The sequence below is a fragment of the Streptomyces sp. NPDC056160 genome (genome assembly GCF_042268205.1).
GTDB lineage: Bacteria > Actinomycetota > Actinomycetes > Streptomycetales > Streptomycetaceae > Streptomyces.
The window spans coordinates 35789-47284 of sequence record NZ_JBHJUW010000060.1 but is presented as its reverse complement, the minus strand read 5'-3'; the positions used below and the strand labels follow the sequence as shown (position 1 = coordinate 47284).

Sequence of the window (11496 nt, the reverse complement as noted above, 5' to 3'; positions counted from 1 at the left end):
GGGGGGCCGCCTGGTCAAATGCGACGGGGGCGTGCTCGGCCGGCCCCCCCCGCCCCGGGGGCCCCGCGCTCCCCCGGGGGGGGGGGGGGCCCCCCGCCCCCCCCCACCCCCGTCGTCGTGTCCGTACAGCCGTGCGTCTTGGCGTGTCCGTTCAGCCGTGTGTCTTGGCGAGGAGTTCGAGCACCTCGTCCGTGGTGCCCGTCTCGCCCAGCCGCGGGAAGATCCGCTCCACGCTGCCGCGGTGCGCCTCCGCGTCCATGTCCGCCATCGCGTCGGTGGCCAGCGTGACGTGGTAGCCGTGCTCGTGGGCGGCGCGCGCGGTCGACTCCACGCCGATGCTGGTGGCGATGCCGGTCAGCACGATCTGCGTCACCCCGCGGCGGCGCAGCTGCACATCGAGGTCGGTGCCGTGGAAGGCACCCCAGTTGTGCTTGGTGACGGTGATGTCGCCGGGGTGGCCGGCCAGTTCGGGCACGATCACGTCCCAGCCCTCGGGACGGCTGCCGCCCCCGGAGCGCGCCGCCTCCGTACGGCCGGGCACGGCGTCGGCGAAGTCGGCGGCGAAGGACACCCGGACCAGGACGACGGGCAGGTCCCGGGCGCGGAACGCCTCGGCGAGCTGCACGCTGCGCGCGACCACTTCGGGGCCCGTGTGGGGCGCGGTCGGGGCGGCGGCGATGCCTGCCTGGAGGTCGATGACCACGAGGGCGGTACGGGGGTCGAGGGCGGTGAGCGCCATGGGGTTCAGGCCTTTCGGGGCTTTGGGGGACAACGGGGATTACGGGGCTCTGGGGTTTCAGGGGGGCGGGGGATCAGAGGGTCGGGTGTTTCAGGTGTTCCCCGGATTCCGGGAGGTGGGGTGTTTCAGGTGCTCCCGGGTTCCCGGGGCGTGAGCCGGGCCAGCGACCGGTCCGGGAGGGTGCTCACGAGGAGCAGCACCGAACCGGCGATCATGAACAGGGCCAGGCCGTGCAGCCCGCCCGTGTCGGCGCGGTGCGGGAAGTACCCGGCGGTGGCCGCGGAGGCGCCCAGCGCGCCCAGGTACATGAAGGTGCGCAGCAGTCCGGCGGCCGAGGCGATCCGGGCCGGGTCGGCCTGCCGGTAGAGCGCGTTCTGGTTGGCGAGGCCGATCAGCCCCTGGGGGATGCCCATCACGGCCCCGGCGGCGAGCAGCAGCCACAGGGGGCTGCGGGAGCCGATCAGCAGCAGGACGCCGCAGGCGGCGACCTGGACGGCGGCACCGGTCACGAGTTTGACGCGGACGGCCTCGCGGCGTCCGGTGAGGGTGGAGACGACGAGCGCGGCGCCCGACAGCGGCAGCAGCACCAGCCCGGCCGTCGAGGCGCTGAGCCCGCGTCCCTCCTCCAGCCACTGCGTGTAGCCGTACATGAAGGCGTACGTGGTGGTGTAGCCGAGCAGTTGGCGGACGTAGGTGGCCAGCAGCGGCGTGTTGCCGCCCAGCACGCGCAGGTCGATGAACGGCTGCCGCGCCCGCAGCTCCCGCACCGCGAAGGCGGCACCCACCGCGGCGGCGAGCACGGGCAGGTACCAGCGGTCCGCCCGCGGTGCCATGAGGAACAGCATCAGCGAGACGAGCGTGCAGGCGAACAGGACCATGCCCGCCGCGTCGATGTCCCGCCGGGAACGCCCGGCTCGCCCCTGCGCCCCCTTCGGCTCCCTGGGCAGCCGCAGGGCGCCGAGGACCAGGCAGGCCGCCGAGAGCGGCACGTTGACCGTGAACACGGCACGCCAGCCGCCGGCGCCGATGAGCAGCCCGCCGAGGGCGGGGCCGACCACGGCCACCGTCTGGTTGGCGACGGCGAGCGCGGTGAGGATGCCGGCCGGACTGTCCCGCCCGGTGCGTTCGGCCTCGCGCCGGGTGAGCTGCATGGACGCCGGATACGCCGCGGACGTCCCGAGACCGAGCAGCACCCGTGCCCCGATGAGCGCGCCGAGCGAGGGCGCGAGCGCCCCCAGCAGCCCGGCGACGCCGACCAGACCCGTACCGGTCAGGTAGAGGCGGCGGGGACCGTACATGTCCACCAGCCGCCCGATGACGGGCTGTCCGACGGCCGTCGCCAGGTAGAGCGCCGACACCAGCCAGACGGTCTGCGCCGGGGGCGCCCCGAAGGCGGTGCCGATCGGGACGAGGGCCACCGCGATCATGGAGGAGTTGACCGGGTTCAGCACCGAACCCAGGAGCATCGGGGCGATCAGCCGGCGGTCGAAGGCGTCGGGGGCCGGGCGTATGCCCGCGCGCTCGCCGGCCGCCCGGCGGGCGAGCCTGGCCTTCACGACCGCGTCAGCCGTTCCATCAGGCCGAACGCCTCGAGGAGCGTCTGCCGTTCGGCCTCGGTGAACCGGTCCTCCAGGGCGCGGGTCAGCCATTCCTCACGGATCTGCCGGTCGCCCTCGATGCGCTCGCGACCGCCCTCCGTGAGGGTGACGAGCTGGCGCCGGCCGTCGTCGGGGTCGGGGCTGCGCCGGATGAGGCCGCGCTGCTCCAGGGCGGCCAGCGTCGTCGCCATCGACTGCGGCCTGACCCCCTCGGCGGAGGCGAGCGCGCTCGCCGTGGCGGCCCCGTGCTTGCCGACCAGGGTCAGCGCGGACACCTGGGACGGTGTGAGGTCCTCGTCCTGGGCGACCTCACGGATGCGGCGGCGCAGCCGGCTGAACACCACCCGCAGGTCACGCGCGGCCCGGGCGGCGGAGGCGGAGATCCCGTCGGGTGCTTCGGTGGACTTCTGCTCCATGCGGTCACCGTAGACCCGTCAGTCTGGACTGTCCAGTTGCAACTGTTCAGTTCATCTGCTCAACTCAAGCTGTCCAGCTTCGGCTGCCCATCGCCGACTGCTCCGTGCTGTTCCGGCTGGTCGGTTTCAGCTGCTTCAGCTGCTCAGTTCCGACTGTGTTCTTCTCCGCGCTGCGCACTTCCTGCCGCGATACGCTGACGGCGTGCGTCTGCTCCTCACCTCGGACACCCACCTCCCCCAGCGCGCACGCGATCTGCCCGCTCAGCTGCTCGCCGAACTCCCGCGCGCCGACGTCGTCTTCCATGCCGGAGACTGGGTCGACACCGCCACCCTCGACCTGCTGGAGAGCCGCAGCCGCCGGCTGATCGGCGTGTACGGCAACAACGACGGCCCCGCCCTGCGCGCCCGGCTCCCCGAGGTGGCCCACGCCGACGTGGGCGGCCTGCGGTTCGGTGCCGTGCACGAGACCGGGCCCGCCCGAGGCCGCGAGGCCCGGTGCGCCGCGCGCTTCCCCGACCTCGACGTGCTGGTGTTCGGCCACAGCCACATCCCCTGGGACACCACGGCGCCCTCCGGGCTGCGGCTGCTCAACCCGGGGTCCCCGACCGACCGCCGGCGCCAGCCCCACTGCACCTACATGACCGCCACGGTCACCGACGGCCGCCTCACGCAGGTCGAACTGCACCGGCTGCCACCGCGCCGGGCCGGGTGAGGGAGGACGTGCGCGTCACCCTGCGGACGGGTTCGCCGCGCGCCGTCAGGGGCGGATGGTGCGCAACGGCCTGATGGTGCTGCTGTGACCAGCTAATTCCAGTGAATTTCCGGATTCAGGAGACTTTTCGGAATTGGATGGTTTGTTCCCTTGAGGAGGGGTAGGCGGCCCACAACGGATGAGGCGTGCACGCCTCTGCGGCACATGTGCGGCACACCCCGCTGGAAGGAGGTCCGTGAGAGCTGTACGCAGCCACCGGGCCGCTTTCGCGCACGGAGCGGCCCGGATCTCGCCGAGAATTCGGAAACGAGAAAGGGAAGTGTGACCTCGGGGCGGCCCCTCACCGGGCCGCCCTCCTCCGTACCGCCGCGACGACCAACGCAGCCACCGCCGCAGGGCGTGCTCGCGGCGTGCTCAAGCGGATCCGTTCACGTGGATGGCTCCCGCTGTCGCCGTCAGGGGAGCACCGGTGCCGCCCCAGCGCAGCGAGATGATCTCGGCCGCGACGGACACGGCGACCTCCTCCGGCGTACGGGCACCGAGATCGAGGCCCACCGGGGAGCGCAACCGGGACAGTTCGGCCTGCGTCAGCCCTGCCTCCAGCAGACGCTGCACGCGGTCGTGGTGGGTGCGGCGGCTGCCCATCGCGCCGACGTAGGCGGCGGGCCGGCGCAGCGCCTCCTCCAGCAGGGGCACGTCGAACTTCGGGTCATGGGTCAGGACGCAGATCACCGTGCGCTCGTCGGTGTCCGTCGCGTGCAGATAGCGGTGCGGCCACTCCACGACGACCTCGACGGCGTCCGGGAACCGCTTCGGCGTGGCGAAGACCGGGCGGGCGTCGCACACCGTCACCCGGTAGCCGAGGAAGGCGCCGATCCGGGCTACCGCGGCGGCGTAGTCGATCGCGCCGAACACCAGCATCCGCGGGGGCGGCGCGAAGGAGTGGAGGAACACGGAGACGGCGTCCTCGCGGCGCTCGCCGCGCGGCCCGTAGTGCCGCGTCCCGGTGGCGCCCAGGGCGAGTTCGCCACGGGCGTCCGCCGTGACCGCCACGTCCAGGCCGGGCTCGCCCAGCGTCCCCGCCACCGTGTCCGGCCACACCGCGAGCGTCGCCCCGCGCGGCGCCGGGCCGTCGACCACCGTCGCCACGGTCACCGGCTCCCCGGCGGCGACCGACGCCGCCACCGCCCCGAAGGCCGGGTCCGACTCCGCGGTCACGGGCCTGACCAGCACACCGATCTCGCCCCCGCAGGTCAGCCCGACCGCGAACGCGTCCTCGTCGCTGTAGCCGAACGTCGCCAGGCGTGCCTCGCCGCTCGCCACCACCTCCTGGGCCAGGTCGAAGACCGCGCCCTCCACACAGCCCCCGGACACGCTGCCCACCACCTCGTCGTCCGGACCCACTGCCATCGCCGCACCGGGGTCGCGCGGTGCGCTGCGGCTGACGGTGACGACGGTGGCGAGCCCGAACGGCACGCGCGCCGCGTACCAGCGTTCGAGCACCGGGAAGATGTCACGCACGTTCCCGTACCTCCTCCCTGTCACTGTTGTCCTTCTCGCCCTCCCCGTCGTCCTCCCTGTCCTCCCCGTTGTCCTCCCTGTGCTCCCCGTCGTCCTTCACGTCCTCCCTGTCCTGCCTCTCCTGCCTCTCCTCCCTCTTCTTTCCCTTGCTCTTTCCTTCCGGCTCCGCCTCCGCGCCCCGCACCACCGCGGCCAGTCGCTCCAGGGCGGCCAGGCTGTGGCCCTCGACGAAGGCGTCCACGCTCGGCAGGGCCGCCGCCATGCCTCGCGTACGGTGCCATGGAGCCGCTGACGTCGACCAGGAGCACCACCCGCCGGGGCCGCTCCGCCCGTGCGTGCCGTCGCAGCAGTGCGGGCTCTCCGCCGCGCCGCAGCAACTCCCGCACGGTGCGGTGCGGATCGACGTCCCCGCGCCGGGCCGGGCGCCGCCGCGCGGTGCGCCGCGGCTGACCGCGCAGCGCGAACGCCGCCAGCAGCCGGCGTGCCTGGGGCCGTTCGGCGGGGTCGAGTCCGGCGACGTCACGGTGGCGCAGCACCTCGGCCGCACTGGCGAGCGAGGCGACGGGCGGCCCTTGCCGCCGGTCCTCCGCATCGCCCCCGTGCCGTCCGGCGGGCGCCTCCCGCACGCGGGGCCGGAGCCGGGGCGGGGGAGCGGTTCGTCCGCGCCCGGGCGCCGGCTCCCCGGAGGCCGGACCGAAGTACGCGCCGAACACCCGCTCCTACCGTTCCAGATCGTCCCGGTCCCCGCACAGGGTCAGCCGCCCCGCCCAGTACACGTCCGCCCGCATCCCCGGACGCAGCGCGTCCACCGCGCGCAGGAATGCGTGGACCCGCTCGGTGGGTCATGGGCCCTCCAGAGACCGAATGGGCGTACGTGAGGGAAATCAGCGACCAGCGTGGTGTACGTCACTCTATGACCGGGCCCCGGGCACGGCGAGTGGTGCGACGCGGTTCACGACAACCCCCTCCACCGCGCAGAGCACCTGTCAGAACCTGCCCCCGCGCCCGGAACCGCGTTTGACCCTGCCCCTACGTCAGGCTTCACGCTGTACGCCGACGAAAGGGCAGGTGGATGAGCTACTCCGTGGGACAGGTGTCGGCGTTCGCCGGGGTGACGGTACGGACGCTGCACCACTACGACCGGGCGGGGCTGCTGTCGCCCGGCGGCCGCAGCCACGCCGGGTACCGGCTGTACGACGACGCCGACCTGGCACGCCTCCAGCAGATCCTCTTCTACCGGGAACTCGGCTTCTCCCTCGACGAGATCGCCGACATCCTCAAGGACCCGCAGGCCAACGCGCTGGAACACCTGCGGGCACGGCAGCGGCGGCTGGGCGAGGAGATCGCCCGGCTGCGGCGGCTGGCCGAGGTGGCCGAGCGCGCCATCGAGGTCCAGCAGACCGGCGTGTCCCTCACCCCCGAGGAACGCTTCGACGTCTTCGGCGAGATCGCCTTCGACCTCAGCTACGCCACCGAGGCCCAGCTGAAATGGGCCGACTCGCAGGGACAGCGGGAGTCGATGGCACGGGCCGCCGCGCACAGCAAGGAGGACTGGAGGCAGCTCATGCGCGAGGCGGGCGCCTGGCGCGCCGAACTGCTCGCCGCCTTCGACGACGGCGAGAGCGCCGACGGGGAACGGGCCATGGACCTCGCCGAGGAGCACCGCCTGCACATCTCCCGCTGGTTCACCTCCTGCCCGCCCGACATGCACCGGCGCATCGCGGACGACATCGTCGCCGACCCGCGCGCCTTCGCCCTCGTCGTCCCGCCCTCGCAGCAGCGCCCCGGCCTCGCCGCCTACCTCGGCAGGGCCGTGCACGCCAACGCCGCCCGCCGCACCGAAGACGGGGAGGACCGATGAGAATACTGATCGCCGCGGCCGGATCGCGGGGCGACGTCGACCCCTACACGGGCCTGGGCGCCGGGCTGCGCCGGGCCGGACACGACGTCGTCCTGGCCGCGCCCGACACGTTCGCGCCGCTGGCCCGCCGCGCCGGTCTGGACTTCCGCGGCCTGCCCGCCGACCCCCGGGCCCACGGCGACGTCACGGGCCGGCGGGGCCTGATGCGCAGCGCCGCCGCGTTCGTCGACCGGCTCGCGCGGGGCTTCGCCGACGCGGTGCGCGAGGACACCGACCTGCTCGTGCTGTCCACCATCACCGCCCCGCTGGGCTGGCACCTCACCGAGGCGACGGGCATCCCGAGTATCGGCGCTTACCTCCAGCCCACCACGCCGACCGGCGACTTCCCGCCCGTCGTCACCGGCACCCGCTCCCTGGGCCGCCTCGGCAACCGCGCCGCCGGCCGCCTCGGCGTGCGCATGGCCGACCGTCTCTACGACGAAGCCGTCGCCGGGCTGCGCCGCGACCTCGGCCTGCCGCCGCTCGGTCCCGCCGCCGCGCGACGCCGTCAGGAGGCCGCGCGCTGGCCGGTCCTGCACGGTTTCAGCGAGGCCGTCGTACCCCGCCCGGCCGACTGGCGGCCGGGACTGGACGTCGTCGGCAACTGGTGGCCGTACGTCGGCCCGGACGAGCGGCTGCCCGCCGAACTGGAGGACTTCCTCGCGGCCGGACCGCGGCCGGTGTTCGTCGGGTTCGGCTCCATGGCGCGCGGCGAGGGGGAGCGGCTGAGCGAACTGACGGTGGGAGCCCTGCGCCGGGCCGGGCTGCGCGGCGTCCTCCAGCGCGGCAGCGCCGGGCTGGCCGCCACGGGCGACGACGTCCTGACCGTCGGCGACGTGCCGCACGCCCTGCTCTTCCCGCGCGTCGCCGCCGTGGTGCACCACGCCGGGGCGGGCACCTCGGCGGCGGCGCTGCGCGCCGCGGTGCCCTCCGTGCCCGTGCCGGTCGCGGCCGACCAGCCGTTCTGGGCGGCCCGGCTCACCGCGCTCGGCGCCGCCCCCGGGCCCCTGCCGTTCGCGGAGCTGACCGCCGAACGACTGGCGGCGGCGCTCGACTCGGCCGTACGGGACGCCGGTCGCGCACACACCCGTGCCGCCGCCGGCGTCGCCGAGCGCCTCACGGCGCAGGACGCGGTGGCCCGGACAGTGGAGACGATCGAGCGAGTGGCACAGGAGGCGGGGCGGTGAGCCCGCGCTGACGGCTCCCTCAGCCGGTCAGCCCGTCGACCGCGTGGAGGACCGGGGCGACGCCGTCCTCCTCGCGGATGCGGGCGCCCAGGCGCTCGGCGCGCTCGCGGTGAGCCGGGTCCCGGGTGGCCCGGACGAGAGCGGCGGCCAGGCGGTCCGCGGTCAGGCCGCGCAGCGGGACGGCGCACGGCGCCACCTCGAGGGAGACCAGGCGCTCGGCCCAGAAGCCCTCGTCGAACTGGACCGGCAGCGGCACCGCCGGAACCCCGGCACGCAGCCCCGCGGCGGTCGTGCCCGCGCCGGCGTGGTGCACCACGGCCGCCATCCGCGGGAACAGCGCCGCGTGCGGCACCTCGCCGATCGTCAGCATGTCCTCGCCGGCCGCCGCGAGCCCGCCCCAGCCGCGCTGCACCACCCCGCGCAGCCCGGCCCGGCGCAGCGCGCGCACGATGGTGCCGCTCAGCCGCTCGGGATCGGGCACGGTGGCGCTGCCGAGCCCGACGAAGACCGGCGCCGGCCCCGCGTCCAGGAACTCCCGCACCCGCGCGGGCAGCAGGTCGTCGCGGTCGTAGGGCCACCAGTAGCCGCACACCCGCAGCCCCGGCCGCCAGTCACGCGGCCGGGGCACCACCAGCGGACTGAACCCGTGGAACACCGGCAGCCGCAGCCCCGCCCGGATCCGGCGGCCGGTGCCCAGGCGGGCGGGCGGCAGGCCCAGCCGGGCGCGCACGGTGGGCACGGCCGCCGAGAACACCCGCTCCACCGCGAGGTTCACCCCGTGCCCCGCGAGCCGGTTCGCCGCCGCGCCCCAGTGGCCGCCGCCGAGCAGCGGCGGCGCGAACTCGCGGGTCGGCGAGAGCGGTTGCAGGTGCGTGCCCATGCTGGGCAGGCCCAGCGCCTCGGCGATGGCGTGCCCGACCGGGCCCAGCGACCCCGACAGCAGCAGGACGTCGCTCTTCCCGGCTGCCACGACCAGGTCGTCCGTCATCCGGGCCAGCGCCGCCCGCACGATCCCCACGGCCCGCAGCATCTTGCCCACGTCCGTCGCACTGCGGTGCAGCCCCCGCCCGCGCGTGGACTCCAGTTCGGCCCGCGGATCCACCGGCAGCGCGTGGAAACCGAGGCCCGATCCCGCGACCAGCGGCTCGAAGCACCCGTGGGTGACCAGGGTGACCGCATGACCCGCCCGGGCCAGGCCGTGCCCCAGTCCCGTGAAGGGGGCCACGTCTCCCCGGGAACCCGCCGTCATGATCGTTACGCGCACGTCGGCCAGTATGGCCGCGCCACCGCCCGCCACCGGCGAACGACCCGTCCACGTCGGCGCGGCCACCCGCGCAGCCGCAGGAGCGCCACCGGCCGGGCGCCCCGGCGCCCGGCCGGTGCCCTCAGGCCCCCAGCTGCCGGGCGGCGGCCTCCACCGTCTGCTCCAGGAGCGTGGCGATGGTCATCGGACCGACCCCGCCCGGCACCGGCGTGATCAGCGAGGCGCGCTCCACCGCGGAGTCGAAGTCCACGTCCCCGACGTTGCCCGCGTTGTAGCCCGCGTCGATGACCACCGCACCCGGCTTGACGTCCTGGCCGCGCACCAGCCCGGGCCGGCCCACGGCCGCCACGACGATGTCTGCCTCCCGCACCACCTGCGGCAGCTCCCGGGTCCGCGAGTGGCAGTACGTCACCGTGGCGTCCCGGGCCAGCAGCAGCATGCCCACCGGCTTGCCGAGGATCGCGCTGCGCCCCACCACCACCGCCCGCTTCCCGGCCGGATCGACGTCGTAGGCGTCCAGCAGCCGCAGGATGCCGCCGGGCGTGCAGGAGACGAACCCCGGCAGGCCGAAACTCATCGTGGCGAAAGAGGCGAAGGTGACGCCGTCGACGTCCTTCTCGGGGGCGATCGCCTCGAACGCGGCCCGTTCGTCGATGTGGTCGCCGACGGGGTGCTGCAACAGGATGCCGTGGACCGACGGGTCCGCGGACAGCGCCCGCAGCGTGCCGACCAGCTCCTCGGTGCCGGTCGTGGCGGGCAGCTCGACGTGCCGGGAGGCGATGTTCGCCGTGCGGCACCGGTTCTGCTTCATCCTGACGTAGGTCGCGGAGGCGGGGTCCTCGCCGACCAGCACCGTGGCCAGACACGGCCGGGTGCCCGTGCGGGCGGTGAGGTCGACGGCCTTGTGCGCGGTCTCCTCGACGATGCGCCGGGCGAGCGCGGTGCCGTCCATGAGGCGGGCTGGGGACATGTCCACTCCTGAGCGTTCGGCGGATCGCCCAGGCGCGCGGCTGTGACTTCGGCGGGGGCCGCTCCCCGGTGGTGCTCCACCTCAGCGCCAGTCACGGCCCGGCCCGAGCCTATGCCAGGACCCCGCCGGCACTCAACGCCGGGGTGCGGCCCCGCTCACCGGCGGCGGCCGCGGCGCCGGCGCGGCGCGTACGGCACCGGGGGTCCGGCCCCGGGCCGCGCCGCGCGCAGCACCGACCGCAGCAGGACGGACGTCAGGGACCGGGCCGCCGCACCGGCCGGGCGGGGCCGGCGAAACAGCGGGGAACGCGCCTGCCCCAGCCCGGCCCGGGCCGAAAAGGACCAGGTCAGCCTGGAGCTGACCTGGAACCTCGCGGCCCTCCTCGTCACTCGTCCCATGCCTGGATCATCATCTGGTCGGTGATCTTGCCGTCGCGCAGCGAGATCATCGACTCGGCGAGCACCCGGACGCCGTCCGGATACGCGCAGGACTCGACGTACGCGGCGTGGTCGCCCTGGACGACGCACTGCTCCAGCCGGTGCGTCATGTCGCGGCCGTAGACGTCGTCGAGCATCGGGCCGATCTCCGCACGGCCCCTGAGGACCTTGGGGTGACTCGGCTGGGTGTCGCGGTCCACGATGCGTATCTCGGCGTCGTCCGCGTAGAGCGACAGGAGCGTGGACGCCGTGTGTCCCTCGATGCCCCGGCGCAGCGCACCGGTGTCGAACGCGGGACCTGCCGTGGTCGCCATGCCGGCCTCCTACGAGCCCCGGGGCCCCGAAGCCGCGGGCCGTTCACGGGGCTCTCCTTCGAGCGTCCTCCGGCCCGCCGCCCCCGGCAAGCGCGGCTGCCCGGCCCGCACGGCTTGGTCGCGGTGGATGCCGGGGGCGCAACGGCTCTCGTTGCGACGGTGGGCCGGGGCGCGTCGGCTTCCGTCCCGGCGATCGGCCGTGGCGCACCGGCTTCCGTTCCGGCGGGCGGCTGGGGTGCACCGGCTTCCGTTCCGGCGGTGGCACCGGGGTGATGGTGCACCGGCTTCCGTTCCGGCGGTGGCACCGGGGTGATGGTGCACCGGCTCCCGTTCGGGCGGTCGGTCGGTGGCCGTGCCGGTTCCTTCCCGGCGGGCGGGTCGCAGCCGTGCGCGTCCTGGTGGGCCGGGGGCTCGTCCTGACGGGTGAGCGGCGGGCCG

The 11496-nt window shown here is 74.9% G+C and carries 11 protein-coding genes and 1 pseudogene; 3 read left to right on the top strand and 9 right to left on the bottom strand.

The window, feature by feature from the left end; all coding sequences use genetic code 11:
• Positions 1-151: 151 nt before the first annotated feature.
• The 3 genes from ACFC02_RS22715 to ACFC02_RS22705 all read right to left on the bottom strand — a co-directional run bounded on the left by ACFC02_RS22715 (position 152) and on the right by ACFC02_RS22705 (position 2753).
• Entirely contained in the window at positions 152-739 is a 588-nt protein-coding gene (locus ACFC02_RS22715) for a hydrolase (protein ID WP_376360152.1), read from the bottom strand.
• A 125-nt stretch (positions 740-864) separates the two neighbouring features.
• Entirely contained in the window at positions 865-2295 is a 1431-nt protein-coding gene (locus ACFC02_RS22710; RefSeq protein ID WP_376360150.1) for an MFS transporter, read from the bottom strand.
• The gene (locus tag ACFC02_RS22705) at positions 2292-2753 is read right to left on the bottom strand and encodes a MarR family transcriptional regulator (RefSeq protein ID WP_360961745.1); all 462 of its coding nucleotides are present in this window, start codon (positions 2751-2753) and stop codon (positions 2292-2294) included. The genes ACFC02_RS22710 and ACFC02_RS22705 overlap by 4 nt, the downstream gene beginning before the upstream one ends.
• A gap of 202 nt (positions 2754-2955) precedes the next feature.
• Here ACFC02_RS22705 and ACFC02_RS22700 point away from each other — a divergent pair, with 202 nt between their 5' ends.
• Positions 2956-3465: a metallophosphoesterase family protein gene (locus tag ACFC02_RS22700; RefSeq protein WP_376360146.1), complete on the top strand. Its 510-nt coding sequence runs from the start codon at positions 2956-2958 to the stop codon at positions 3463-3465.
• 414 nt (positions 3466-3879) lie between these two features.
• Here the strand turns inward: ACFC02_RS22700 and ACFC02_RS22695 are convergent, their stop codons facing one another.
• The 3 genes and pseudogenes from ACFC02_RS22695 to ACFC02_RS22685 form a co-directional block, all read right to left on the bottom strand.
• A complete protein-coding gene (locus ACFC02_RS22695; RefSeq protein ID WP_376360143.1) occupies positions 3880-4986 on the bottom strand; it encodes an XdhC family protein in 1107 nt (368 codons plus the stop codon).
• Positions 4979-5227 (bottom strand): hypothetical protein, encoded by a 249-nt coding sequence (locus ACFC02_RS22690; RefSeq protein WP_376360161.1) that lies wholly within the window; start codon positions 5225-5227, stop codon positions 4979-4981. Before ACFC02_RS22690 ends, ACFC02_RS22695 begins: the two co-directional genes overlap by 8 nt.
• Positions 5228-5309: 82 nt before the next feature.
• A pseudogene (locus ACFC02_RS22685) lies at positions 5310-5522 on the bottom strand (hypothetical protein); the annotation flags it as partial.
• Positions 5523-6058: 536 nt separating this feature from the next.
• On the opposite strand from ACFC02_RS22685, the gene ACFC02_RS22680 reads away from it, so the two are divergent.
• Both ACFC02_RS22680 and ACFC02_RS22675 read left to right on the top strand, forming a co-directional pair.
• Positions 6059-6847: a MerR family transcriptional regulator gene (locus tag ACFC02_RS22680; protein ID WP_376360140.1), complete on the top strand. Its 789-nt coding sequence runs from the start codon at positions 6059-6061 to the stop codon at positions 6845-6847.
• Positions 6844-8073 (top strand): glycosyltransferase, encoded by a 1230-nt coding sequence (locus tag ACFC02_RS22675; RefSeq protein ID WP_376360137.1) that lies wholly within the window; start codon positions 6844-6846, stop codon positions 8071-8073. Before ACFC02_RS22680 ends, ACFC02_RS22675 begins: the two co-directional genes overlap by 4 nt.
• Before the next feature lie 19 nt (positions 8074-8092).
• Here ACFC02_RS22675 and ACFC02_RS22670 read toward each other — a convergent pair whose 3' ends face one another.
• From ACFC02_RS22670 to ACFC02_RS22660, 3 genes are all read right to left on the bottom strand, one after another.
• Positions 8093-9322 (bottom strand): glycosyltransferase, encoded by a 1230-nt coding sequence (locus tag ACFC02_RS22670; protein WP_376360158.1) that lies wholly within the window; start codon positions 9320-9322, stop codon positions 8093-8095.
• A 136-nt stretch (positions 9323-9458) separates the two neighbouring features.
• On the bottom strand, positions 9459-10307 hold the full coding sequence (locus ACFC02_RS22665) for a bifunctional 5,10-methylenetetrahydrofolate dehydrogenase/5,10-methenyltetrahydrofolate cyclohydrolase (RefSeq protein WP_376360134.1): 849 nt from the start codon (positions 10305-10307) through the stop codon (positions 9459-9461).
• A 385-nt stretch (positions 10308-10692) separates the two neighbouring features.
• Positions 10693-11058 (bottom strand): nuclear transport factor 2 family protein, encoded by a 366-nt coding sequence (locus ACFC02_RS22660; RefSeq protein ID WP_376360131.1) that lies wholly within the window; start codon positions 11056-11058, stop codon positions 10693-10695.
• Positions 11059-11496 lie beyond the last annotated feature (438 nt).

Excerpts from the sequence above, each read along its gene's own strand:
- ACFC02_RS22715 (WP_376360152.1), bottom strand. The coding sequence starts at position 739 with ATGGCGCTCACCGCCCTCGACCCCCGTACCGCCCTCGTGGTCATCGAC.
- ACFC02_RS22705 (WP_360961745.1), bottom strand. The coding sequence starts at position 2,753 with ATGGAGCAGAAGTCCACCGAAGCACCCGACGGGATCTCCGCCTCCGCC.
- ACFC02_RS22680 (WP_376360140.1), top strand. The coding sequence starts at position 6,059 with ATGAGCTACTCCGTGGGACAGGTGTCGGCGTTCGCCGGGGTGACGGTA.
- ACFC02_RS22675 (WP_376360137.1), top strand. The coding sequence starts at position 6,844 with ATGAGAATACTGATCGCCGCGGCCGGATCGCGGGGCGACGTCGACCCC.
- ACFC02_RS22670 (WP_376360158.1), bottom strand. The coding sequence starts at position 9,322 with ATGACGGCGGGTTCCCGGGGAGACGTGGCCCCCTTCACGGGACTGGGG.
- ACFC02_RS22665 (WP_376360134.1), bottom strand. The coding sequence starts at position 10,307 with ATGTCCCCAGCCCGCCTCATGGACGGCACCGCGCTCGCCCGGCGCATC.
- ACFC02_RS22660 (WP_376360131.1), bottom strand. The coding sequence starts at position 11,058 with ATGGCGACCACGGCAGGTCCCGCGTTCGACACCGGTGCGCTGCGCCGG.